Below are 25059 nucleotides of genomic sequence, written 5' to 3'. Positions count from 1 at the left end.
GTTGGTGTTGATTGCGGTGAGGGTCCACCCGTTCCCATCCCGAACACGGCAGTTAAGCTCACCTGCGCCGAAAATACTTGGCTGGAGACGGCCCGGGAAAATAGGTAATGCCAACACAAAGAAGGGTCTGGTCTGACCAGACCGGACCCTTTTATATTCCTCCTTAGCTCAGTCGGTAGAGCCCGCGGCTGTTAACCGCGTTGTCGTTGGTTCGAGTCCAACAGGGGGAGCCAAAATAAGAGTGGCTTGCCGCCACGTATGCCGTGACGGCAAGCCGTTTTCTTTTCAGTGGACGGCATATGGGCCTTTAGCTCAGTTGGTTAGAGCAGCCGGCTCATAACCGGCCGGTCCACGGTTCGAGCCCGTGAAGGCCCACCACATAGGGGTATAGCTCAGCTGGTAGAGCAGCGGTCTCCAAAACCGCGTGCCGAGGGTTCGATTCCTTCTGCCCCTGCCAGAAATCATTACAGCGACCGCTGTCTTTGATAAAAAGATGGCGCGGTAGTTCAGTTGGTTAGAACGCCGGCCTGTCACGCCGGAGGTCGAGGGTTCAAGTCCCTTCCGCGTCGCCATTGTTGGGTGCAATCGCGCCTGACATGCTGCTATAGCTCAGTCGGTAGAGCGCATCCTTGGTAAGGATGAGGTCCCCAGTTCAAATCTGGGTAGCAGCTCCACATGAAGCCCTAGAGCCGCAATGGTTCTAGGGTTTTGTTTTTATTCTTTCAGATAAAACTGGGTACGAAAACCCGCATAAAACCCAAACAGCCCGCCGAAAAGTCAGCCGGACAGGAATAACCTGTTCGGCTTTTCTATTTTTACGATGGGGGAGCGCCGCCCACGATGGTGTCACATACCTGGGCGGCCGCATAGACTGAGATGGGACAAGACCCCAGAAGGAGGTAATACGATTGGGTATTACAAACTCAAACAAAGTCATCAGTGCAGACCGGATCGACTGTGACGGCTCCCTGAAGGTGACGCTGGCACTCACAGCCGCCCCTGATATTATATCGAACCCCACTGATATTGCCCTGATCCTGGACCGCTCGGGGAGCATGGCCGGGGCGCCGTTATCCAGCATGAAGGCCGGCGCCAAGACCTTTATCGACATCATCTCCCAATCCACCGGCGGACAGCCGACAGGGGAAATTGGGGCGGGAAGCCGGATCGGGATCGTCAGTTTTGCGGATACCGCTGTTCAGGACACCCAGATATCACTTCGGTGGATACCTTAAAAGACGCCGTGGATGGGCTGACGGCCGGGGGAAGCACCAACCACGCCGACGCCTTCGAGCAGGCCACGGCGCTCTTTGAGCCCAGCTCCGGCAATGCCAAGGTCATGGTCATGTTCACCGACGGGAATACCACGGCGGGCGACCCGCCCGCTCCGGTGGCCGCCGCGGCCCGGGCACAGGGCATTGTGATTTATTGCATCGGCCTGGTTGGGTCGGACGGGGTGGACGTAAGCGCCCTCAACGACTGGGCCACAGATCCCGATAACACCCATGTGGCCGTTACGCCGGACGCGGCCGATCTGGAGGCGCTTTTTGCCCAGCTGGCCGCCAACATCTCGAGAACAGGCGCCACCAACATCGAGATCAACGAAGTTGTGACCTCTGACTTTGTCATTACCAGTATTTTGGACCCGTCGGCCGGCAGCGCCACCATGCTCACCGACAGATCCCTGCGGTGGACGATTCCCGCCCTGGGGGTGAGCGCGTCGGAAAGCGCGGTGCTCGAGTTCTTCATCCGCCATACTGGCGCAGATTCCGGCACCAAGCTGGTCAACGAGTCCATCACCTATACCGACGCCGAGGGCAATGTGGCGACCTTCCCGGAGCCTACTGTGACCGTGGAGTGCGATACAGTGGTCTGCGCGGAGAAGTGCCCTGTTCCGGTGGAGCTGACGGTAGAGGGCTGCACGGACTTCGTGGTTGTGGATGCGGGCGATGTCTGCCTTGCGTCCCTGGGACGCATCATCCAACTGAATGTGACCATCAAGAATGTCTGCCCCCGCAAGCGGGTCGCTCTGGCCGTGATCCTCACGGAGGTGGGGGAGAACGGAGTGGAGTACCAGCGCGGCATGAAGACACTGACCATTCCGGCCCACAATTTCCCGGCGTGCCGCGACGTGTTGGTCAAGTGCATCAGATTTGTGGTGCCCGAGGATATGGACACGTCCTGCAGGTCGGGGATGTGCAGCGCCCGCAATTTTAAAGCCCGCTTCATTGCCCATAACATTGACAATGATTTCTGCTGCTGCGACTCTGTCATCACCGTATAAACCATCCGTCAACCCACCCTGCCACCGCCTTTTGGCGGTGGTACATAAGGGAGGCCCCTGATTGGGACGATCTGCCGTCTGCAAAGCAGGGAAGGCCTGCATCTTCCGGCGGGAATAAATTTTCCCGTGAGACCAATACTATCAGAGAAGAAAACCGGTTGGGAGGAAGCGGTATAAACGTCCAGTGAGAACGGGCGGCGCGTATGTGGCGAGACGCAGGCAGGGCTTGCCGGCGTCTGCCGCCAGTCGCCGCCCCCAACTGAGCCGCGGGGTGAGTGGCCTCGCCCCTGCCGCGGTCTGCGCTTTACAGAGAATGGGAAAAGCCGGATAAGGCGATTTAAAACAGCGAGGTGGAAAGTTGAAAAACCATCTGAAAAATCAGACAAGCCCGTATCTCCTCCAGCACGCGGAAAATCCGGTGGACTGGTACCCCTGGGGGGAGGAGGCCTTCCGCAGGGCGGAAGAAGAGGACAAGCCTGTCTTTTTGAGCATCGGGTACAGCACCTGCCACTGGTGCCACGTCATGGCCCATGAGAGCTTTGAAGATCCGGAGATTGCCCGCATTCTGAATAGAGCCTTTGTGTCCGTCAAGGTGGACAGGGAGGAGCGGCCGGACATTGACAGCATCTACATGGCGGCCTGTCAGGCGTTTACCGGCAGCGGCGGCTGGCCCACAAGCATCTTCATGACCGCCGGGAAGAAGCCCTTTTTTGCAGGGACCTATTTTCCCAAAACCGCCCGCTATGGCTCCATCGGCTTCAAGGACCTGCTGCTGCTCATTGAGCAGAAGTGGGAGCGGGAGCGGGAAGGGCTGCTGCGCTCTGCGGATGAGATTACGGCCTTGCTCCGCCAGCGCTCCCATGGGCAGCCCCCCGCCCGGAGCGGCGAGGCTTTGCTGGAAGACGCCATGGAGTGGTACAGGGAGAATTTTGACCCGGCCTTTGGCGGCTTTGGGCCGGCGCCTAAATTCCCCACGCCCCATAACCTGCTGTTTCTCATGCAGCAGTATGAAAAGCGCGGGAACCGGAGCGCCCTGGAAATGGCGGAGACAACCCTTCAGCGCATGTACGCGGGAGGCCTGTTTGACCATATCGGCTATGGCTTCTGCCGGTATTCCACCGACCGGTTCTATCTGGTCCCCCACTTTGAGAAGATGCTCTATGACAACGCGCTGCTGATCCTGGCATACTGCAGGGCACACGAATTGACGGCGCGGCCCCTCGTTTTTGATGGCCCTGTCCAATTTTTTGGAGCCGCCCCTCCAGGTGACGATTGTGTCAAACGGGGAAGATCTGCATTGGCTTCCGCTCCTGCTGCCCTCCGGCGCTGTGGTCAGCGTTATGGACAGAGCCTCGGAGCACTACAAGCTGTTAAACGGCCAGACTGCTTTTTATGTTTGCCGGGATCATTGCTGCCTTCCGCCCATGGATAAGGGGCGTTTTTTGGAGATACTAAAAGAGAACAAATCTTAGGAGGAATCTGTATGGACAGCAAAAACGGATTTACAATCACCGACCGGGACCATGTGCTCAGGGCATGGCAGAACACCACCGCGCTGGTACGCGATTTTCAGGCCTACACCCACGAAGTGGAGAAGAGCGACAAGGAGCTGGCCCAGCTGTTTGCCGGGTTTGCGGAAGATGAGGCGGAGCATGCCGCAAAACTGCTGGATCTGCTGCGAAAATACGAAAAATAACCGTCAGAGGCGCGCTCGATAAACGGCACCCCATTTGTTGGACAGTATGGTATACTGAATAACAAGTGGGGTGCCGTTTGCGGCTGCACCGGAGCCGCACAGGGCTCCTCAGCCCGTATACAGGCGGACTGAGCTGGAAAAACGTAGGCGTTCGCCTGAATTCTTCCAAAAAGTGTTCGCAAAAAGAGCGCGGATGTGTTATATTTTTATCAACACCAGGGACCCATGTCTCTGTTGCGCGATATCCATTGAAAAAGCGAGCTGCGAGGATTCCATGCTGATACATAAGGGAAAGGAAGATTCATTATGGCACGGGAAAAAGCAGATTCCATGAAGAAGAAAGCGGCTGAGGAGAAGGCTGCCGCCCTGGTTGAGGAGAGGAAGGCGCCCGCCGCGGCGGAGACCCCGCAGGAGAAAGCAGCCGCGCCTGCCCGGGAAACGACGGAGCCTGCCGCCAGGAAGGCGTCCGCCGGCGGGAAGACCGCTGCGGCGGGAAAGAAGGCGGCGTCTCCCGGAAGGAAGAAAGCGCCTGCCGGGAAGCCCTCCGCGCCTGCGGAGGAGACCTCCGCGCCTGCGGCGGAGAAGGCTGAACCTGCGGCGGCGGGGCCCGCGCCTGTGGCGGAAACCTCCGTGCCTGCGGCGGAGCCCGCGTCTGTGGAGGAAACCTCCGCGCCTGCGGCGGAGAAGGCTGAACCTGCGGCGGAGCCCGCGCCTGTGGAAGAGAACCCCACGCCTGCTGAGGAGGTGTCTGCACCCGTGAATGAGATCGCCAATCTGCCCCGCAGAAGCATTGCGTTTATCGGCTCGGAATGCCATCCCTTTGTCAAGACGGGGGGCCTGGGGGACGTGATGTACGCCCTGCCCCGGGAGCTGGCCCGGCTCAACTGCGACGTCCGCGTCATCCTGCCCCGCTACGCCTGCATCCCCCAGGAGTACCAGGACAAGATGATCTACCGGGGCGAGTTCTACATGGACCTGGGCAACACCGGGCGCAGGTACTACGTGGGCATCATGGAGTACATCTGGGACGGCGTGGTGTACGACTTTATCGACAACCAGGAGTTCTTCACGGAGGGCAGGCCCTACACCAACCTGGTGGACGACATCCCCAAATACTGCTTCTTCAGCAAGGCCGCCCTGGCCGCCCTCAACTACATGAACTGGATTCCCGACATTGTCCACTGCCACGACTGGCAGGCGGGCCTGGTGCCGGTGTACCTGCGCACCCTGTTCAGGGACACCCCGGTGGGCCGGGCCAAGTCGGTCCTCACCATCCACAACCTGCGCTTCCAGGGCATCTACAACATCCCCACCATCAAGTACTGGTCCGGCCTGCCCGACGAGGCCTTCGGCATGGGCGCTTTGCAGCAGAACTGGGTGGACGCCAACATGCTCAAGGGCGGCCTGGCCTATGCCGACCGCATCACCACCGTCAGCGGCACCTACGCCTGGGAGATCCAGACCAGAGAGTACGGCGAGCAGCTGGAGGACCACCTGCGCTACCACAGCGGCAAGCTCAGAGGCATCGTCAACGGCATTGACTACGGCATGTGGAACCCGGAGACCGACCCGGCTCTGGCGGTCCACTACAACATCGGCAGCGTGCTCAAGGGCAAGCTGGAGAACAAGCTGGCCCTCCAGCGGGAGCTGGGCCTGCAGGAGGACGGGGGCAAGTTCGTCATCGGCCTCATCTCACGCCTGACCAACCAGAAGGGCCTGGACCTGGTCAACGCCATTATGACCCAGGTGCTGGACGGGAACACCCAGGTGGTGGTGCTGGGCACCGGCGACAAGCAGTATGAGGACGCCTTCCGCTACTACGAGTACGCCTACAAGGGCGCCTTCAGCGCCTGTATCCAGTACGACGAGGCCAGGGCCCACCGCATCTACGCCGGCGCGGACGCGCTGCTGGTGCCCTCCCGCTTTGAGCCCTGCGGCCTGACCCAGCTCAACGCCATGCACTACGGCACGCTGCCCATTGTCCGGGAGACCGGCGGCCTGAAGGACACCGTGGAGCCCCACAACGACTTCACCGGCGGCGGAAACGGCTTCACCTTTGACCGCTACGACGCGGGATTGCTGCTGGACGCCATCAACCGGGCCAAGACCCTCTACTTTAACAACCGCTACCACTGGGACGAGGTGGTCCAGCGGGACATGGCAAAGGACGTGTCCTGGACCCGGTCGGCCAGGCAGTACAAGGACCTGTACCTGGAGCTGACCCAGTGGTAAGCCGCGCACCGGGAGAAAGCGGAACATACAGGCGCACCGGGCGGGAGGCAAAGCCTCCCGCCCGGTGCGTTTCGGCACCTGGGGGAAAATTTATCCCAAAAGAAGCCAGCTAGAATTGGGGCGGGGGAGCTCCGGCACGCCGGTTTTCCGCATTTTCTTTTCCCGCGCAATATGGTAGAATCAGCTTGAAGTGAATATGCGCACGGACTCCAAAATCACAGGGCGGACTGCGGCGGTCCGCCCGTTTGAAAAGAAGGTGGACCCATGGAACTGACCGAGCAATTCATCCTGCTTCAGGCGCCCAACCCCGCGGCGGCGGAGAACGGGCGCAAGCTGTCCCGGGGCGGCAAGTTCTCCGGGCTGTGCCGCAGCGCGGACGGCACCCTGGTCTGGGGCGCCTGCGCCGGCAGCGGCAAGACGCCCTACCGGGTGTCCGTGGACTGGACCGACCCCCAGGCGCCGGTGTGCCGGTGCTCCTGCCCCAGCCGGCAGTTTCCCTGCAAGCACGCCCTGGGGCTCATGTTTGAGCAGCTGAGCGGAAAGCCCTTTGCCCAGGCGGACATCCCGGAGGACCTGGCGGAGAAGCGGGCCAGACAGGCCGCCCGGGCCGCCAAAAAGGAGGCAGCCGCTGGGGCTCCGGCGGAGAAAAAGCCGGCCAGGCCCAACGCAGCCGCCCAGGCCAAGCGGCTCAGCCGCCAGCTGGAGGGCCTGGACATGGCGGAGCGGATGGTGGAGGACCTATTGAACGCCGGGATTGGCAGCCTGGGGGGCAGCTCCGCCAAGGCCTATGAGCAGCTGACCAAGGAGCTGGGCAACCACTACCTCACCGGGCCCCAGACCGCCTTTTCCCGCATCGCCCTGGCGGTGCGCGCCATCCAGCAGTCCCCCCAGCGGGCCGGGCAGGCCTATGACGAGGCCTTGCAGGTGCTCGTCGCCCTGCGCTCCACCATCAAAAAGGGCAGGGCCTTTTTACAGCAGAAGCTGGAGGCAGGGCAGTTCTCCGCCGAGGACAACATCCTCTTTGAGGCCATGGGGGGCGTGTGGCGGCTGGAGGACCTCCGCGCCATCGGGGCCTGCCGGGAGAGGGTCCGGCTGGTGCAGCTCTCCTTTGACGTGTCCTACGACCAGGCCAGGCTGGAGTACGTGGAGCGGGGCTTCTGGCTGGACCTGGACACGGGGCATGTGGACCAGACGCTGAACCTGCGGCCGGTGAAGGCCCTGAAATATGTGAAGGGGGAGGACAGCTGCTTCTCCCTGCTGGAGGTCCCGGCGCTGTACACCTATCCCGGCGAGGGCTGCCGCCGCATCCGCTGGGAGAGCGCCGAGCCCCGCCCCCTCACCGGGGAGGAGCAGGCGTCCCTGCCGGGCCTGGCCCAGCCCGGCCTGGCCGCGGCGGTCAAGCTGGCCAAGAACCAGTTTAAAAACACCCTTCTGCCCAAGTTTATGCCCGTGCTGCTGCCTGTGGGCCGGATAGGGGCGGTGGACGGCGTTTTTGTGCTGGAGGACCCCGCCGGCGGCCGCATTGTCCTGCGGGACCGGCCGGAGGACGGCGCCGACCACGCCTCCGCGGCCCGGGTGGCGGCGGTGCCCGGCGGCCTCCGCGAGGGGGACGCCCTCTTCGGGCTTATGTTTTACCACAGGGAGGACCGGTCCCTCTGCCTGCACCCGTACAGCGCGGTGACCCGGTCCCGGATCATCCGGCTTCAGTATTAAAGGGGGGATCGGGGTGGATTTACAGCCTTTGTATGAGGTACAGGAGCGGCTGGAGCACACCGCCGTGGCGGGCACCGGCATTTTAAACGAGGATTTCCGCCTGAGGCGGGCCCGGGAGGGGCTGGCCCCCCTGGCCGCAGCCAGCCCCGTGTTTGCCAAAATCAGCGCCGGGCTGGACGCCCTGCTGTCCGCACCGGCGGAGAAGCGGGGCGGCGCGCTGCTGGACGTGCTGGCCCTGGTGGACGCGGTGGCGTACACCCAGGCGTCGGCGGGCATGGACGGGGCGCTGGAGCCCCTGCCCCCCGGCACAGGCGCCTGCCGGCAGGTGTCCTACGGCCAGCTCAGGCCCCTGCTGGAGGCCCTGACCGGCACGGGCGGCGGGCGGATGGCGGCGGTGCAGGAGGCCTTCCAGGCCCACCCGGAGTACTTTGACGACTACCGGGTGCTCCCCGCCCTGGTCTCCGGACTGGGGGACAGCTACGGGGAGCTGGCCGATTTGAACGCCGCCATCCTGGCCCGGCAGGGGCCGGACATCCTCCCCCTGCTGGAGGCGGGCTTTGACCCCGCCGGCGGCCGGGCCATGGCCCGGCGGGTGGAGGTCATGGAGCGGGCGGCCGGGGCCCGGGCCAGCGGCTTCTTCACGGCGCAGCTGCCCCGGGCGAAAAAGGAGGTCCGCCTGGCCCTCATCGCCGCCCTGGGCTGCGACCCGTCCAACGGGGCCGCGCTGCTGGAGCTGTGCCGGACGGAGCGGAAGGGGGCCGCCCGGGATCTGGCCCACCAGGCCCTGGCCCGGCTGGACATACCGGAGGGGGAGGCCTATCTGGCAGAGCAGGCCGAACAGGACCCGGACAAGCTGCTGGAGCTGCTGCAGGGCGTCTCCTCCCGGACGGCCAGCCGCATCACCGCCAGACTGTTTGAGGAGACACTGGACCGGATGGAGGCCGACCCGGAGGCCGTGCTGCCCCAGGAGACCTGGCGGCGGCTCAAGGCGCTGTGCCAGACCCTGGAGGGCAAGGACGGCCCGGAGGTTCAGGCACTCTACCGCCGCCTGGCCGGCCTGACGGAGCGGCAGCTGGACCGGCAGGCGACTGGGGAGAGCGGGAAGCCGGAGCGGCTGCGCTTCTCCTGCTTCGACATGGAGCCCCTGGGCTCCTTCCGGCTGCGGGCGGCGCTGGCCCTGTGCCGTACCATTGTGACGGGCGGGGACAGGGCGCTGTGCCAGCTGGCCATGGAGCTTCAGGACCGGGCGGGAGAGGACTTTCTGGCCCCCGCCCTGGCGGCCCGGCTCCTCACCAAGGCCCCGGCGGACAGCTACGCCTGGGCGGAGCGGCAGCTCCTCAAAACCGGCCTGCTGGGCGCCAGGGTGCGCCAGGAGGCCATCCGCCCCTTCCGCCATGTGCTGTGTTCCCTGTGCTGGGACGGGCAGGAGGGAGCCTACCGCTGGGCTGTGGGCGCCGTTCCAGCCGCCGCCCCGCCGGTGGCAATCCCGCCCCTGGACACCCGGTGGTTTTCCCTGCTGGCCCGGGCGGGCGGCGGGCTGGACGGGGCGCTGCTGAATCTGCTGGAGGGGCGGCGGCTCCCGGACCTGGCCGGGGAGGTCTCGGCCTACCTGTACCGTACCGCCCTGAAAAGCCCCTACTACGGCCAGGTCCAGCAGATCGTACGGATATTGGCGGAGTCGGGCTGGACGGATTGGGGCGGCTTTGCGGTCCAGTGGGCCAGGAAAAACAGCGGCGGCCCCGCCCAGTGGGAGATGATGAGCCTGCTGGAACAGCTGCCCGTCCCGCCGGAGGAGAAGGCGGAGCAGCTCAGGGAGCTGGACCGGCTGGTACAGGAGAAGAAGCTGAAGGTCCAGCGGGGCTACTGGCCCGCGTCCGTGGCGGCGCGGTACCTGGAGAAGTGGGAGCAGGAGGCCCTGCGGAGAGGAGAGGAACAACATGGCTGAACAGAACGTACAGCGCCTCCCGGCGGAGGAGCTCTGCCGCCGGGAGCTGGAGGCCCTCATGGCCGCCGAGACGGACCCCATTCCCACCGGCTGGCGCATGTCCCCCCGGTCGGTGCTGACCTATATCATGGGCGGCGAGAAGGTGAAGGGGGTGGAGATCACCCCCAAGTACATGGGCAGCCGCCGCCTGGTGGAGATCGCCATCGCCACCCTGGTGACCGACCGGGCCCTGCTGCTCATCGGCGAGCCGGGCACGGCCAAGTCCTGGCTCAGCGAGCACCTGGCCGCCGCCGTCAACGGGGACTCCACCAAGGTCATCCAGGGCACCGCGGGCACCACCGAGGAGCAGATCCGCTACTCCTGGAACTACGCCATGCTCATCGCCAAAGGCCCCAGCCCGGAGGCCATGGTGAAGAGCCCGGTGTACCGGGCCATGGAGACCGGCACCATCGCCCGCCTGGAGGAGATCTCCCGCTGCGCCAGCGAGGTGCAGGACGCCCTCATCTCCATCCTGTCGGAGAAGCGGCTCAGCGTGCCCGAGCTGGGCCTGGAGGTGCCGGCGGTGAAGGGGTTCTCGGTCATCGCCACCGCCAACACCCGGGACAGGGGGGTCAACGACATGTCCGCCGCCCTGAAGCGGCGGTTCAACATCGTGGTGCTCCCCACCCCCGCCGACCTGGCCACCGAGCTGGAGATTGTCCGCACCCGGGTGGAGCAGCTCTCCGCCGGGCTGGACCTGAACGCCCGGCAGCCCGGGGAGGACACGGTGGAAAAGGTGGTCACCATCTTCCGGGAGCTGCGGGCGGGTGCCACCCTGGACGGCAAGCAGAAGCTCAAGACCACCAGCGGCGTGCTCTCCACCGCCGAGGCCATCTCCCTGCTGGCCAACTCCATGGCCCTGGCGGGCAGCTTCGGCACCGGCGCCGTCACGGCCGAGGATTTGGCCGCCGCCCTCCAGGGGGCGGTGGTGAAGGACGAGGAGAAGGACCGGCTGGCCTGGAAGGAGTACCTGGAGAACGTGATGAAAAAGCGCGGAAGCGGCTGGCTGCCCCTGTACCGGGCCTGCCGGGAACTGGAGCCGTGATGGACGGCCCGGTCTTGTTCGGCGTGCGCCACCTGTCCCCGGCGGCGGCCTTCCACCTGGAGCGGGCCCTGGAGGCGTGCCGGCCCCAGCTGGTGCTGGTGGAGGGCCCCTCCGACTTAAACGACCAGATGCACTGGCTCTGCCGCCCGGAGACCAGATTTCCGGCGGCCATCCTGGCCTACACCAGAGAGCCGCCGGTGCGCACCATCCTGTACCCCCTGGCCGTCTACTCCCCGGAGCTGCGGGCCATCCTCTGGGCCCGCGAGCACGGCGCGGCGTGCCGCTTCATGGACCTGCCCTCCGGGGCCATGCTGGCCCTGGAGGAGGCGGGGGAGGACCGGGAGGAGCCGGAGGAGAACACCGAGTGGGTGTACCGGCAGCTGGAGGAGCGCACCGGGGAGGAGCACGACACCTTCTGGGAGCGGAGCTTTGAGCAGCTGGAGGACTGGCGGGCCTTTCAGGCGGCGGCCAACACCTTTGGGGAACAGCTGCGCCGCACCGCCCGGGACGGAAAGTTCCGCACCGCCAAGACCCTGGTCCGGGAGGCCTATATGAAGCGGGTCATCCGGGAGGCGGTGGAGAGCGGTATCCCGCCGGAGCGGATCTTCTGCGTCTGCGGCGCCTTCCATGTGCCCGGCCTGCGGGAGAACGCGCCCATGACGGACGAGGAGCTCGCCGCCCTGCCCCGGGCCGACTGCACCGCCACCCTGATGCCCTACTCCTACTACCGCCTGTCCAGCCGGTCGGGCTACGGGGCGGGGAACAAGGCCCCGGCCTACTTTGAGCTGCTGTGGGACGCCCTCCGCCAGGGCGGCCCGGGGGACCTGCCCGCCCTCTACCTGACCCGCCTGGCCGCCGCCCACCGGAAGGCGGGCAACCTGGTGTCCTCCGCCGAGGTCATTGAGGCCCTGCGGCTGTCCAGGGCCCTGTGCGCCCTGCGGGGGAGCCGGTATCCCGTCCTGGCGGACCTGCGGGACGGGGCGGTGGCCGCCATGGGCCACGGCAATTTCTCCGAGCTGGCGGTGGCCGCGGCGGACACGGAGATTGGAACCCGGGTGGGCTTTATCCCCGAGGGGGTGAGCCGCACCTCGGTCCAGGAGGACTTTTACCGGCAGCTGCGGGAGCTGCGGCTGGAGAAGTACCGGGGCGTGGAACAGCGGCAGCTGGACCTGGACCTGCGGGAGCGGCTGAACGTAAAGGACCCCAAAGCCGCCCTGCTGGACCTGCGGCGCTCCTGCTTCCTCCACCGGCTGCGGGTGCTGGGCATCCACTTCGCATCCCCGCTGCCATCCCGGCAGGAGGGGGCCAACTGGGGGGAGTACTGGACATTGCGCTGGACCCCCGAGGTGGAGATTGAAGTGGTGGAGGCCTCCCTGCTGGGGGACACGGTGGAGGGGGCCGCCGCCTTTGCCCTGCGGGAGCGGGGGGAGGCCTGCAATTCGATCGCCCAGGCCGCCGCCGTGTTCCGGGACGCCTTCCTGTGCGGCATGCCGGCCGCCGCCGGGCAGGCCCTGGCGGTGCTCCAGGGCCTGTCCGTGGACGCGGCCGCCCTCACCGACGTGGCGGACACCGCGGTACAGCTCTCCCTGGTGGTGCGGTACGGGGACCTGCGCCGGTTTGACCCGGCTCCGGTGGTGCCCCTGCTCCAGCGGCTGTTCCTCCGGGCCTGCCTGACCCTGGAGGACGCCTGCCGCTGCGACGCCAAGACGGCCCCCGCCGTCACCGCCGCCATGGACCAGCTCAACCGGCTTCAGCTGGAGCACGACTGCCTGGAGGGGGAGCGGTGGCTGGAGCTGCTCCGGCGGGTGTCCGACCGGGACGACCTGAACACCCTCTGCTCCGGCTTTGCCATGGCCGCCCTGCTGGAGCGGGGGGAGGCGGACGAGGCGCTGCTGGCCCGGGAGATCGCCCGGCGGCTCTCCCCCGGCGTGCCCGCCGAGCTGGGCGCGGGGTGGTTTGAGGGCCTGGCGTCCAAAAACCGGTACGCCCTCATCGCCCGGCTGTCCCTGTGGAGGCATCTGGACGACTATCTGAGCGCCCTGGACGAGGGGCAGTTCCGCCGGGCCCTGGTCTTTCTCCGCCGGGCCTTTTCCGGCTTCACCCCGGCGGAGAAGAGCGACATTGCCGAGAACCTGGGGGAGATCTGGGGCGTGAACCAGAACCAGGCCGCCGAGGCCCTGACGGGGGAGCTGACCCAGAGCGAGCAGGAGGCACTGAAGGGCCTGGAGGACTTTGATTTTGACGACATCTGAGGGGGGATTCCCATGGCACAGCAGGCACAGCTGGTCCGGTGGCGGCTGATTCTGGGCGCGGAGAGCCAGCCGGATTTTGAGGGGATGGGGGCCGCGCCCCTGTCCCGGGAGGAGCTGCTGATGGACAGCGCTCTGGCCGCCATCTACGGCGGGCCGGGGGAGAGCTTCGGCGGGGCGGGACAGGGCGCAGGCCGGGGCCCCTCCGCCCCCCACATCGCCAAGTGGCTGGGGGACCTGCGCAGCCTCTTTGACCCGGAGATTGTGGCCGTGGTGCAGAACGACGCCATCGAGCGCAAGGGCCTGAAGCAGCTCCTGCTGGAGCCGGAGCTGCTGGAGGGGCTGGAGCCGGACATGAACCTGGCCTCCACGCTGCTCATGCTCAAGGACCAGATTCCCAAAAAGTCCAAGGAGGCGGCCCGCAGCTTCATTCGGAAGATTGTGGAGCAGATCAACCGCCTTTTGGAGGAGGACGTGCGCCGGGCGGTCACCGCCGCCCTGAACCGGCGGGCCCACTCGCCCCTGCCCAGCGCCGCCGCCATCGATTTCCCCTGCACCATCCGCCGCAACCTCCGCAACTACCGCCCGGAGCTGGGCGCCATTGTCCCCGAGCGGGTGTGGTTCTTTGACCGCTCCAGCCGGACCAACCGGTGGCATATTATCCTGGACATCGACCAGAGCGGTTCCATGGGCCCCTCCATCTTCTATTCCTCCGTCATGGCCTGCATCCTGGCCTCCATGGCGGCGGTGCGCACCCATGTGGTGGCCTTTGACACTCAAATCATGGACCTGACGCCCCTGTGCGCCGACCCGGTGGATCTGCTCTTCGGCTTTCAGATGGGGGGAGGCACCGACATCGCCAGGTCCATCGCCTACTGCCAGGGGCTGGTGGAGGAGCCCGCAAAGACCATCTTCTTCCTCATCTCCGACCTGGAGGAGGGGGGCAACCGGGCCGCCCTGCTCCGCCGGATAGAGGAGCTGAAGGGCGCCGGGGTCACGGTGGCGGTGCTGCTGGCCATCGCCGACGGCGGCAAGCCCCGCTACGATGTACAGACCGCCCAGCGCATCGCCGGCATGGATATCCCCTGCTTTGCCTGCGCCCCGGACCGGCTGCCCGAGCTGCTGGAGCGGGTTTTGAAGGGACGGGACCTGGGGACCTTCGCCGAAAAAGCGCCCGGCCAATCCCTTTTTGCCGGCTCCGGACAGTGAAGCCGGACACGGCGGGAGCGCCCCGGAGCGCCGGCCCGCGCCCCGGCAGCCCCTCCGCGGAAAACGGAGTGAAAAGCCCCGCGGGGCGTCAACTGCAGAACCCGCTCTCTTCAGGGCTGTCAGCGGCCCTGAAGAGAGCGGGTTCTTTTATATCCGGGATAGCCGGCTCAGTTTGAAAAGTACCGGTAGAGGAAGGTAACCACCTGGGCGCGGGTGCAGGTGAGCAGGGGGGAGAAGGTTGCGGCGCTGGTGCCGGTGGTAATCCCCTCCTCCAGGGCCCACTTTACCGGGAACCAGAAGAAGTCGTCCAGCTCCACGTCCGAGAAGCCGACGGGACCGCTGAGCTTTTTGGGCGGGTAGTCGGTGCGCCACAGGAAGGTGACCACCTCCGCCCGGGTGCAGACGACGTTGGGGGAGAAGGTGGTGGCGGAGGAGCCGGTGGTGATGCCGTTTTCAGCCGCCCAGAGGACCGCGTCGCAGTAGAAGGCCCCGGTGTCCACATCCCGGAAGGGGTTTTCGGTGGAGCGGCTGGTCAGCTCGTCCAGACCCAGGGCGCGCCACAGCAGCGTGACCACCTCCGCCCGGGTGCAGGGGCGGTCGGGAGAGAAGGTGGTGGCGCTGGTGCCCGAGGTGACGCCGTTCTCCACCGCCCACTGAACCGCGTCATAGTACCAGGAGCCGGGAAGGACGTCCTGGAACTCTGAAGACGCGGACGCATCCGAAGCGGTGTCGCTGGTGGGGCGGATAATTTTGTTTCCGTCCTCCAGCCGGTACTCCTCCTGGCTGCTGCCGGCGCTGATCTCCAGGGCCATTACCTCGCTCTTGAGCGCCACGCCGGAGAACAGCACCTCCCGCCGTACGGCGCTGCTGGAGGAGAACTCCAGGATGGAGATGTCCGCCGTTCCGGAGCCGTAGACCTCCACCGTCCAGTCGCCACTGGTGAGAAGCACGGTGGTCTGGCCGTCCGCGCACTCCAGCTGGAGGCCGTCGGCCTTTTTCACGGTGGAGATAACGCCGCCCCGGATGGTGGCAACCACGTCGCCGCTGCTGCTCCTGATCTGGGCGTTGGCGGAGGAGGCGAAGGTGACCATCTTGCCGCTGGCGTCAAAGTCGCGGATGGAGTTGAGGGTGCCCGCCTCCAGCCAGGCCAGGTAGTGGGCGGGCTCATGGGCCCGGCCAATGGCATCCAGCATGTACAAAGAGATGAGGTTGTCGGGCAGCAGCGGCAGCAGGACGGAGATGGACAGCCCGTTGGCTAGCGTCTCTCCTGCGGAGTACAACGGCTCCTCTGTACCGTAGTAAGCCCGCAGGCTCTGCTGAATCAGGTCGGAATACCGGTCGTTGTAGGCGCTGCGGCTGCCTACCACCATACCCAGGGAGAAGATGAACCGCTGGATTGCGGCGGGCTGAATCGCATAGGTGACGGGTTTATGGTCATCCAGGTCAATGCCGGAGAGCTTTTCAAACTCGTCCTTGCGGGACGCAGGCAGGGTGGAGGGGAAGGTGAGGGTAGTGCCGTGGCGGCCGAAGCCCCACTTGCTCAGGGGCACGCAGGGTACCAGGTCGGCGGCGCTGATGATGGAGAACAGCCCCCGGCAGGCCTTGGGGGCGGTGGTACAGTTGGGCGCGGCGAATACATAGGCGTAGAGGTTATCGCTGTCAATCCGGGAGGACATGGCCTGGGCCAGCAGGTTGCAGGTGGCCCCTGATCGGCTGTACCCGGTCATCCACAGCTTTACCTCCCCGGAGAACTGGTACAGGTCCTTCAGCCCGGCGATATAGTCCTCCAGCTCGGCCTGGACCGCCTTGGCCGCAGCGGAAAAGCCGGCGTGGTCTCCGCTGGAGCCCACGTTGAAGTTGTCCGCCCACTCTCCGCCGTAGCCGCCGCCCCGCAGCACAACGGCCACCACCACGTCCTGACCGATCTGCTTGCTGGCAAAGCCGTAGGCCACCTTGGAGGAGGTGTCGGTCAGGGCGGCGTTGTAGTTGTGGAACTCCGCGTTGCCAAAGCCCATGTCGGAGAAGAGCCGCTGGAGGTTGAGGGCCCGGCGCAGGTCGTGCTCGGGCAGTTCCTCGGTGTACAGGTTCTGGCGGGAGTAGCCCGCCATGGCCAGCTTCAGAGTCATAACGGCCAGGTCGCTGTGGTAGGCGCTGTTGTCGTAGGAGAAGAAGTCGTCGTTGTAGTAGAAGGAGCAGGAGGCGGTGTCCCCGTTGGCATCGGGATACTCGAAGGTGCCCCGGGCGATTTTATCCACATCGGAGGGGATGTACCGGAATTTGACGCCCTCCATGCTGCACTGGAGCTCCGCGGGGGTGCGGACGTAGCCCGTCACCGTCAAAAGCGAGGTCCAGCCTTCCAGCGCGTGCTCGCCCAAGGAGGCCAGGTCCGGGCCGCAACGGATATCCGTCAGATCGGAGCACCAGGCGAAGGCCTGCTGGCCGATGCTGATGACATGGGTCAGGTCGATGGAGGTGAGGGAGGAGCAGCCGTCGAAGGCGTGGTCCCCCACCACGGTCAGGCAGTCGGGCAGGGTGACGCTGGTCAGCTTTCGGCAGCTCTGGAAGGCGCCGTCGCCGATCATGACCACCGGGCAGCCCTCCAACTGGGCGGGAATGGACACGTTCACCGCTGTCTCCCGGCAGTCGGTGATGACGGCCTTTCCGTTTACAATTTCGTAGGACAGGTCATCGCTGACGCCGGGCGGGTCCTCCGCCTTGACGGTCAGGCCCTCGGCGTCATAGCTGCCAGTCTTGCCCTGGTAGCAGGCCTGGACAGTGTAGGTATAGGTGGCCCCAATGATGACCGCCCGGTCGGTGTAGGAGCCGCCGGAGCTGCCGGACACGGTGGCGATTTTCTGGTAGCTGCTGCCGCTGCCCGACTTTCGCAGGATGTTGAAGCTGTCCACCGTGTGGGTCTGGCCGGGGACGGTGAGGGGCAGGGTCCAAGTCACGGTCACCGCCTTGTTGGCAAACTCCGCCTTATCCAGAACGGGGGTGGGGATAGTGCCGGAGGAGGGCTGGGCGCTGTCACCGCCGCCGGGGAGGTTCATACTCTGCAGGACGGGATAGGGGTAGCTGCCGCTGCCCATGGTCCAGGTGCCGCCAAAGTCAAAGCCGGTGAAGCTGGAGGAAGAGCCCATCTGGCTCTCACTCAGACTGCGGACGTTGACCAGATAGTCATCCTCATAGCCCTCGGGGAGCAGGGGCAGGGTGTCGTCCGGACGTACCAGTCCAAAGCAGTTCTCCAGGTCCCAGGGCCAGCCGCCCAGCGAGGCGGAATAGGAGTTCCCATTGGAGTCTCTTCCCATATTGACGGCGGTGACCCGTCCTGTGTTATAGCAATTCCGGGCCAGACGGGGCCCCGGCCGGACAGGCCGCCAACCATACAGCAGCCGTCGGCGGAGATGTCGCCGCAGTTGAAGCAGTCGTACAGGGTCCCGCCATAGGAGAACAGGCCGCCCACCTCACTGGCCCGGCTGCTGTCGGAGCCCTCCGTGGTATCCGTGACAGAAATATCTGCGGCGTTCATACAGCGGGTGGCTGTGGGGCCGGGGGAGCTGGAATTGTTAATGATACCGGCCACTTTGCCTTCCAGGCCACGGTATGTGATGGTACCCCAGTTCTGGCAGTCGGTAATTTCGCCCGAGCTGTGGCCGCAGATACCGCCGATGAGGGCGCTCTGGCCCACAGCCTGGATATCGCCCATATGGATGCATCCGGTAATGGTGATGCGGTCGGCAATGCCCACAATTCCGCCCAGATCAGGCCCGGAAAACGGGGAGCCGGGATGGGTGGAGATAATGTCGCCCGCCATCCAGCAGTTTTCCACCAGGGCGTCGTCGCCGGAGGCCCGCCCTACAATGCCGCCCATGGCGCAGGAAGAGAAGCTGAAGGAACCGGAGGGGGCGGCGTCATGAATATCCCCGGAGAAGTAGCAGTTGGAGATAAGCGAGGAGGTGACAGCAGTGGTGATCTCCCCCACAATGCCGCCGATGGGGGAGGGATTGCTCACAGTTGTATCCGGATAGATAGCGGCATTTTTTATGCCCACATTCCGGATGGTCCCGCCTCTGAGCGAGGCAAACAGGCCGCCGGAGCCGGTGAGGCCGGTGATTACATGGCCGTTGCCATCAAAAATCCCGGTGAAGGGGGAGACCGAGCACAGGGGCTCCCACGCATCGCCGGACAGGTCGATGTCGGCCATCAGAATGTAGTTGGAGCTCGGGGCGTCCGAGATGGCCATCAGGCCGGCAGCGGTGTACACGCCGACGTACCCGGCGGGGACCTGAGCGACCTGGGACACCGGCGCCAGAAAACCGTCCAGCACCGGCGCGGTGGGCTTGAGGGAGCCTGCCGCCTGCGCCTTTGGCACCAGGTCCCCCAGGGGAGCGCACAGCCCGGCGGCCAGCGCCAGGGTTAAAAGCCAGCTGATGATCCGTGTTGTACTCCGCGTCCTCGGGCCTTGCTTTTTCATGATACTTCCTCCTGATATTTCCAACGGCGGCGCCTGTGCTCTTCCGCATCCTGCTGGATGTTCTGCCCCTTCCCAGAACAGGCCGGATAGGCCGCAAAGGCGCCGATAAAAATGAAAAGTCATAATTTGCTGCAATCTCAGTTCAATGCCGGCACACCCCTCACGTCACTGTATGGGCCAGCGCCTCCAGCACCGCTGCCGTCTCCTCTGCCCCCAGCACCTGCCCGGAGCCCGGCAGGTGGGTCAGCCAGTCGTGAAAGGCCCGGCACAGGTTGGGCTCCCGGATCTGCACCGAGCAGAAGCCGTCCTGCAGCGGGAAGTGCTCGGTGGTGAAAAACCCCACCCCGGAGCGCTGGGAGGTGGTCATGCTCAGATAGTCGGGAAAGCTTCCCGATTCCAGCAGCCGTCCGGTGATGTCTCCCGAGCGGATCCGCTCCGCCAGGGCGGCCATCAGAAGCCGCCGCTGCTCCGGCGGGAAGGGAGCGACAAAGGCGGTGGGAAAGTCGTCCAGCGAGCCGGTGTTCCAAAACCGCTCCAGGCCGCTGCGGGTAAACAGGGTGTAAAACCGTTCCGCTGTCCGCAGCCTGCCGAACCGCCGCCGGGCCACCTCCGCCAGCCGGTCGTGGAAGGGCAGCCCGGACCGCAGATACCGGCCGATAATCGCCTCGTCGTAAAACCGGCCGAAGCAGGGCTGATCCATAATCATATAGAAGCCGTTCTCGTCGGTGCACAGGTCGTAGGACTCCAGGATTTCCACCGGGTCGGCGGTGTACTGGATCAGGTTGTAGCACCGGGAGAGGAGGGAGTGGAAGTGCCGGCGGTAGCAGTTCACCTGGTCCTCCCCCCGGAGCAGCATGGCCTGCCCGCCGTCCTCCGACAGGCACACCACGCAGCTGTGGGTAATCAGAAAATAGGGGAAGGGGTCGGTATACCGGGCTGCAATGGTGTTGTCGTAGTAGTAATAGGGGTGGTACTTCCGCCCGGACAGCAGGCAGATGGGGAGAATCCGGCAGAAGCACTCCAGATTGTGCAGGCTGATGTCCTCCGCCGCCCCCGACGCGTCAAAGGCGATGATCTGGCTGACCTCCGCCCCCATCCGGCCATCCAGGTACCGGCGGAGCAGCTCGCCGCTGAGAAAGGTGTCCGTGGGCGGCACAGTCAGCTCCACCCGGGCGTCCGTCCGGGTCAGCTCCTGGGAGAGCACCATCCGCAGCAGGGGCTGGACATTGGTGGCCCCGGAGAAGATGGACCGCCGCCCGGCGTACCCGTCCAGATCCATCAGCAGCTGGCTCTCCTCAAAGGCGGGGGCGGTGAAGTCCAGCTCCGCCAGGTCGGAAAACAGCCGTCCCACCAGCTCCCGGGCCCGGCGGAGCCCCTCCTTTTCGAACTGGGCGTCATAGTAGGCCCGCAGCCGCTGCCCCTCGCCGGGGGTCAGGCGCAGATGATAAATCAGGGCGTCCAGCGCGTCGTAGGGCAGCACGCGCTGGCCCGTCAGGGCCTTGGACAGGGCCGTCCGCTCCACACCCGACAGCCGGGACAGGGCCGATACAGTCATTTTCTTCTCCCGCAGCAGGTCGCGGAGATATTCGCTGAATAACAGCAAGCGTCTCACCTCATCTGTGACTGTGTAAAAGCAACCACAGTATAGCACAGATATTTCCAATTGGGTGTGCACAAAAAAGGTCCTTTTTCCGCACACCTTTCCGCACAGCGCCCGGGCGTATTTCAGGGCGGCACGGCTGGCATGGCGGAAAAGGCTGTGCTATAATAATAAAACAGTCTGCCCGGGCGGAATCCGCCGCCTGAATTTGCACAGGCGCCGCCTGTCCCCGGTGCGGAACGGGCGGCACGGATACGGGAAAGGGGAGTTTATTGTTGAAAGCAGTTTATTTCAGTCCCAACGACACCACCAGACGGGTCACGGAGGCGGCGGCCGCCGCCATGGAGCCCGGCGGCGAGCGGGTGGACCTGCTGAAGGCGCCGCTGACAGAGGATGTGTCCGTGGGCGCGGAGGAAATGCTGGTGGTGGGCATGCCGGTGTACGCGGGCCGCATTCCCGCCCTGTGCCTGTCCTCCCTGGCCCATCTGAAGGGGAACGGCGGCCCGGCGGCGGCCATCGCGGTCTACGGCAACCGGGACTACGACGACGCCCTGCTGGAGCTGACCGACCTGCTGGAGGCCCAGGGATTCCGGGTGGTGGGAGCCGGCGCCTTCATCGCCAGGCACTCCATTTTCCCCACCGTGGCCGCCGATCGGCCTGACGAAAAGGATATGGCCGCCATCGCCGCCTTTGGCCGGGAGTGCCAGGCCCGGCGCGGCCTGTTCTCCGACGGCCACCCCGGAGAGATTCTGGTGAAGGGCAGCCGGCCCTACAAAAAGCCGGGCTCCGCCTCGTTCCGTCCGGCCGGGGACAAGAGCTGCACCGCCTGCGGCGCCTGCGCCGCCATCTGCCCTACCCATTCCATCGACCTGGCGGAGCCCACCGTGACCAGCGGGGACACCTGCATCGCCTGCGCGGCCTGCATCCGGGTGTGCCCTGCCGGGTCCAGGGCGTTCCGCGGGGCGGCCTATCACGCCGCACGCAAGGCCTTTGAGCTCAAGTGCGCGCCTTACCGGCTGCCCGAGACCTTCTACCGGGCGTAAGGAGGCGGCATGGAGCATAAAACATTGCACATCGCCCCCATTGGGGTGCTGCGTAAGGACGAGAAGGGGGTCCGGGTGGAGCTGGAGCGCGCCTATGCCCCCGGCCTGCTGGGCCTGGAGCTGTACAGCCATGTCCACATCCTCTGGTGGTTTGACCGCCGGGACAACCCGGAGGACCGGAGCCGCCTCCAGGTCCGGCCGCCCCACCGGGGTACGCCGGGGCCCATGGGGGTCTTTGCCAGCCGTTCCCCCAGCCGGCCGAATCCCATCGCCCTGTCCACCGGGCGCATCCTGACCGTTGACCGGGAGCGGGGGGTGCTCACCCTGGACTGGAGCGACGCGGAGGACGGCACCCCGGTGCTGGACATCAAACCCTACTCCTCCGGCCTGGACCGGGTGATGGAGACAAAGGAGCCCGACTGGCACGCCGACTGGCCCCACACCTATGAGGAGGCCAGAGCCCGGGGGGAGTAAACGCCCCGAAAGCAGAAAAAAGTTCCGCCCCGTAAGGCGGAACTTTTTTGTATGCAGGAGTCAAAGGGGCCAGCTGCTGCCGCCGGGGATGGGCTGTCCGCCGGAGGGCTGGGACACGTCGGCGGAGATGGCGCAGTAGTACCGGGCCAGGGTGCCGGTGCGGTACCCCGTGAGCCAGATGGTGAGGGGCAGGGGCAGCACGAAGGCCAGAACCTCGCCGGCCACAATGCCGGCGGTGAGGGCGGTCAGACTGCCCGAGCTGAGGAAGAAGAGGCAGCCCGCGGCCACGCATACGCCGGACACCAGACCGGAGAGCACGGCGGACAGGATGCTCCACCCCAGGAAGGACAGAACCAGCTTGAAAATTTCTCCGTAACGGCCGCCGAGCAGGGCGCGGCTGCGGCGCACCGCCTCCAGGGGACCGCTGTCAGGCCGGTCCGCCAGGCAGAAGGGGGCCAGGGCGTACCGCAGGGTGAGGAACAGGATGAGCAGGGCGGCGGCGATGAAAATCACGAGGATCACCGGGTAGAACACCAGAAGCTGTCCCACCAGCTGTTCCGGCGTGGCGTAGATGGAGGCGCCCACCAGGAACAGGGACATCAGGAAGGATACGGCCAGGGTGACCGGCACCAGCACCAGGAAGGCCCAGCACAGGGAGAAGGCCAGGACAATCAGGTTCATCACAATGACCCGGCCCGCCATGCCGAAGCCGCCCAGCAGGTCCCTGAAGGAAGCAGCCTCCCCCCGGCTGCGGCGCAGGGTATAGCCGCAGTAGCCGAATTCCAGCACAACGGCATAGAGCTGGAGGAGAATCTGGAGGAAAAAGACGGGCACCGCCACAGGAGCGGCGGAGACGGCGAGAACATTCAGCAGCTGCTGAGGGTCGGTGGAGGTGAGCAGGGCGGCCAGCAGATTACGGCCATAGAGGACCGAGCCGCTCAGCGCCAGGTCCAGCAGGAGGAAGAGCCCGCTGGTGAGGAGCAGATAGACCAGCGTCACCTTCCACACCCTGGGGCGGGCGGTGCGCAGGTCCTCTTTGGCGGCCCGCTTCAGGTCTTTTCGGTTGACAAATACGGGCGGGCCAAACATGGGAGCGTTGTACATAGGCGGATTCCCCCTCTCTCAGATGTGTGCATCATACCATACCCGGCGGGGAAATGCAAACCGGAGGGCGGAAAACAACCCCGTTGCGGCGGCGGGGACAATCTGGTATAGTGGGGCTGACAGGACAGCGGGCCGGCGGCCGGCCCGGGGCGCGCAGATATGCTTCGGGAAGTCCGTCCCGGCGCCCGGCGAATTTGAAAAACGAGGAGGAGCGGCTATGATTCATATCTACTGCGGAGACGGAAAGGGAAAGACCACCTGCGCCTTTGGCCTGGCCCTGCGGGCGGCGGGCCGGGGGAGAAAGGTGGTCATCGCCCAGTTCCTCAAGAGCGGCGACAGCGGCGAGCGGGACGCCATCGCCCATGTGCCCGGCGTGACGCTGCTGCCCGCCCCCGAGCAGGTAAAGTTCACCTTCCTGATGAATGAGGAGGAGAAGGCGGCCTGCGCCGTGCAGCTGAAGCGCACCCTGGAGCAGGTGGCCGCCCAGGTGAAGGCGGGGGAGTGCGGCCTGGCGGTGCTGGACGAGTGCTGCGCCGCCGTGTCCACCGGGCTGCTGCCCCTGGCGGACGTGCTCGCCTTCCTGGACGGCGCGCCCGAGGACCTGGAGGTGGTCATCACCGGCCGGGACCCGGACCCCGCCCTGGTGGAGCGGGCAGACTACATCACCGAGATGAAAAAAATCCGCCACCCCTTCGACAAGGGCGTGGCCGCCCGAAAGGGTATCGAGTGGTAACAGACAGAATGTGCGCACCGGGCGGATGCCCGGTGCGCCAGACTGTCGAAAAAGTTCAAGGACTTTTTCGACAGCCTTCCAGAATGCCGTTACTTTCGCGCCGCACAGCGGCGCAAAAGTCCCCGCTCCGCTCTCCGGAAGTCTTGCACAGCAAGGCTTCCGGGGCATTCGATTCCACGCGAGGCGGGCGGCTGCCCCCTCGCGCTCCCCCGCCCTGGTCCAGGCGGGGGCTTTTAAACTGAGGTTTTTCGACACGCTGGGCGCACCGGGCGGATGCCCGGTGCGCTTTTTGTCCTCTGGAGCCGGAAAAGCAGAGAACCTGGAATAAAAAACCGTACAAATGAATTGCGTAAAAAATAAAATAATACAACATTTCTTACAATAACAAAAACAGGAAAATGAAAAAACCGACCAAATAATGTATTCTCGAGAGTAAAAAATACAGGTAAATTTTTGGTCAGACAAAATATTGCATAATTTATACAATGGAACCTTGAAAAATTTTGACAAAATGATATAATAGCTTTCATTGAGGGGAAATCAGGCAGCGGCAGCCTGCGCGTCTTCCAGCGAGAACCTGTCACCCCATTCGGACGGACAGACGCCACGCTTGCATCCCCAACCCGCTAAGGAGGAAGTATACATGGCACATAAGTACGTCTATCTCTTTTCCGAGGGCAATGGCTCCATGCGTGAGCTGCTGGGCGGCAAGGGCGCCAACCTGGCCGAAATGACCAATCTGGGCATGCCTGTGCCCCAGGGCTTCACCGTTACCACCGAGGCCTGCACTCAGTATTATAATGACGGCCGCCAGATCAACGAGGAGATCCAGGCTCAGATCTATGAGTACCTGGGCAAGATGGAGGAGATCTGCGGCAAGAAGTTTGCCGATCCCGAGAATCCCCTGCTGGTCTCCGTCCGCTCCGGCGCCCGGGCCTCCATGCCCGGCATGATGGACACCATCCTGAACCTGGGCCTGAACGACGTGGTGGTGGAGGGCCTGGCCAAGTTCACCAATAACCCCCGCTTCGCCTACGACTCCTACCGCCGGTTCATCCAGATGTTCTCCGACGTGGTGATGGAGCTGTCCAAGAAGCGCTTTGAGGAGATCATCGACGACGTCAAGGCCAAGAAGGGCGTCAAGCAGGACGTGGAGCTGGACACCGACGACATGAAGCACCTGGTGGTCCTCTTCAAGGAGTTCTACAAGAAGGAGAAG

The 25059-nt window shown here is 64.9% G+C and carries 18 protein-coding genes, 5 tRNA genes and 1 rRNA gene; 20 read left to right on the top strand and 4 right to left on the bottom strand.

Annotation, left to right across the window (positions count from 1 at the left end):
- From rrf to QZY67_RS07575, 16 genes are all read left to right on the top strand, one after another.
- A 5S ribosomal RNA gene (gene rrf, locus QZY67_RS07650) occupies positions 1–116 on the top strand.
- A 41-nt stretch (positions 117–157) separates the two neighbouring features.
- Positions 158–233, top strand: a tRNA-Asn gene (locus QZY67_RS07645).
- A 68-nt stretch (positions 234–301) separates the two neighbouring features.
- Positions 302–378, top strand: a tRNA-Ile gene (locus QZY67_RS07640).
- Between the two features lie 3 nt (positions 379–381).
- Positions 382–457: transfer RNA gene (locus QZY67_RS07635), tRNA-Trp, on the top strand.
- Between the two features lie 38 nt (positions 458–495).
- Positions 496–572 (top strand) — tRNA-Asp (locus tag QZY67_RS07630).
- Positions 573–598: 26 nt separating this feature from the next.
- A tRNA-Thr gene (locus QZY67_RS07625) sits at positions 599–674 on the top strand.
- Positions 675–908: 234 nt separating this feature from the next.
- Entirely contained in the window at positions 909–1235 is a 327-nt protein-coding gene (locus QZY67_RS07620; RefSeq protein ID WP_295369517.1) for a hypothetical protein, read from the top strand.
- Positions 1223–2284, top strand: a complete 1062-nt coding sequence (locus QZY67_RS07615) for a VWA domain-containing protein (RefSeq protein ID WP_295369516.1) — start codon at positions 1223–1225, stop codon at positions 2282–2284. The genes QZY67_RS07620 and QZY67_RS07615 overlap by 13 nt, the downstream gene beginning before the upstream one ends.
- Positions 2285–2642: 358 nt before the next feature.
- Complete coding sequence (locus tag QZY67_RS07610) at positions 2643–3716, top strand: DUF255 domain-containing protein (RefSeq protein ID WP_366448956.1); 1074 nt, start codon at positions 2643–2645, stop codon at positions 3714–3716.
- Between the two features lie 51 nt (positions 3717–3767).
- Complete coding sequence (locus QZY67_RS07605) at positions 3768–3980, top strand: ferritin family protein (protein ID WP_295369515.1); 213 nt, start codon at positions 3768–3770, stop codon at positions 3978–3980.
- Between the two features lie 306 nt (positions 3981–4286).
- Positions 4287–6212: a glycogen/starch synthase gene (locus QZY67_RS07600; protein WP_295369514.1), complete on the top strand. Its 1926-nt coding sequence runs from the start codon at positions 4287–4289 to the stop codon at positions 6210–6212.
- A gap of 264 nt (positions 6213–6476) precedes the next feature.
- Positions 6477–7925 carry an SWIM zinc finger family protein gene (locus QZY67_RS07595; protein ID WP_295369513.1) on the top strand — a complete coding sequence of 483 codons (1449 nt, stop codon included), beginning with the start codon at positions 6477–6479 and terminating at the stop codon, positions 7923–7925.
- 13 nt (positions 7926–7938) lie between these two features.
- Complete coding sequence (locus QZY67_RS07590; protein ID WP_295369512.1) at positions 7939–9870, top strand: hypothetical protein; 1932 nt, start codon at positions 7939–7941, stop codon at positions 9868–9870.
- Complete coding sequence (locus QZY67_RS07585; protein ID WP_294534570.1) at positions 9863–10954, top strand: AAA family ATPase; 1092 nt, start codon at positions 9863–9865, stop codon at positions 10952–10954. The genes QZY67_RS07590 and QZY67_RS07585 overlap by 8 nt, the downstream gene beginning before the upstream one ends.
- Positions 10954–13206, top strand: a complete 2253-nt coding sequence (locus QZY67_RS07580; RefSeq protein ID WP_295369510.1) for a DUF5682 family protein — start codon at positions 10954–10956, stop codon at positions 13204–13206. Before QZY67_RS07585 ends, QZY67_RS07580 begins: the two co-directional genes overlap by 1 nt.
- Positions 13207–13218: 12 nt before the next feature.
- Positions 13219–14412: a VWA domain-containing protein gene (locus tag QZY67_RS07575; RefSeq protein WP_295369509.1), complete on the top strand. Its 1194-nt coding sequence runs from the start codon at positions 13219–13221 to the stop codon at positions 14410–14412.
- A 167-nt stretch (positions 14413–14579) separates the two neighbouring features.
- Here the strand turns inward: QZY67_RS07575 and QZY67_RS07570 are convergent, their stop codons facing one another.
- From QZY67_RS07570 to QZY67_RS07560, 3 genes are all read right to left on the bottom strand, one after another.
- Positions 14580–16994 carry an S-layer homology domain-containing protein gene (locus QZY67_RS07570; RefSeq protein ID WP_295369518.1) on the bottom strand — a complete coding sequence of 805 codons (2415 nt, stop codon included), beginning with the start codon at positions 16992–16994 and terminating at the stop codon, positions 14580–14582.
- Positions 16995–17563: 569 nt separating this feature from the next.
- The gene (locus QZY67_RS07565) at positions 17564–18886 is read right to left on the bottom strand and encodes a hypothetical protein (RefSeq protein WP_295369508.1); all 1323 of its coding nucleotides are present in this window, start codon (positions 18884–18886) and stop codon (positions 17564–17566) included.
- A gap of 160 nt (positions 18887–19046) precedes the next feature.
- Positions 19047–20489: a helix-turn-helix transcriptional regulator gene (locus tag QZY67_RS07560; protein ID WP_295369506.1), complete on the bottom strand. Its 1443-nt coding sequence runs from the start codon at positions 20487–20489 to the stop codon at positions 19047–19049.
- A gap of 272 nt (positions 20490–20761) precedes the next feature.
- On the opposite strand from QZY67_RS07560, the gene QZY67_RS07555 reads away from it, so the two are divergent.
- A complete protein-coding gene (locus QZY67_RS07555) occupies positions 20762–21529 on the top strand; it encodes a 4Fe-4S dicluster domain-containing protein (RefSeq protein ID WP_295369504.1) in 768 nt (255 codons plus the stop codon).
- A 9-nt stretch (positions 21530–21538) separates the two neighbouring features.
- A complete protein-coding gene (gene tsaA, locus QZY67_RS07550) occupies positions 21539–22003 on the top strand; it encodes a tRNA (N6-threonylcarbamoyladenosine(37)-N6)-methyltransferase TrmO (protein ID WP_295369502.1) in 465 nt (154 codons plus the stop codon).
- Between the two features lie 60 nt (positions 22004–22063).
- Here tsaA and QZY67_RS07545 read toward each other — a convergent pair whose 3' ends face one another.
- Positions 22064–23107 (bottom strand): DUF975 family protein, encoded by a 1044-nt coding sequence (locus tag QZY67_RS07545; RefSeq protein WP_295369500.1) that lies wholly within the window; start codon positions 23105–23107, stop codon positions 22064–22066.
- A gap of 217 nt (positions 23108–23324) precedes the next feature.
- Here QZY67_RS07545 and QZY67_RS07540 point away from each other — a divergent pair, with 217 nt between their 5' ends.
- Both QZY67_RS07540 and QZY67_RS07535 read left to right on the top strand, forming a co-directional pair.
- Positions 23325–23840 (top strand): cob(I)yrinic acid a,c-diamide adenosyltransferase, encoded by a 516-nt coding sequence (locus QZY67_RS07540; protein ID WP_295369498.1) that lies wholly within the window; start codon positions 23325–23327, stop codon positions 23838–23840.
- Positions 23841–24483: 643 nt separating this feature from the next.
- Positions 24484–25059: PEP/pyruvate-binding domain-containing protein (locus QZY67_RS07535; protein ID WP_295369496.1), on the top strand; the 576-nt coding region annotated here is incomplete at its 3' end.

The organism is uncultured Pseudoflavonifractor sp. (genome assembly GCA_904419835.1).
In the GTDB taxonomy this organism is placed as follows: domain Bacteria; phylum Bacillota; class Clostridia; order Oscillospirales; family Oscillospiraceae; genus Pseudoflavonifractor.
The sequence above is the reverse complement of the archived record's forward strand: the minus strand, read 5'-3'. Positions and strand labels throughout refer to the sequence as shown.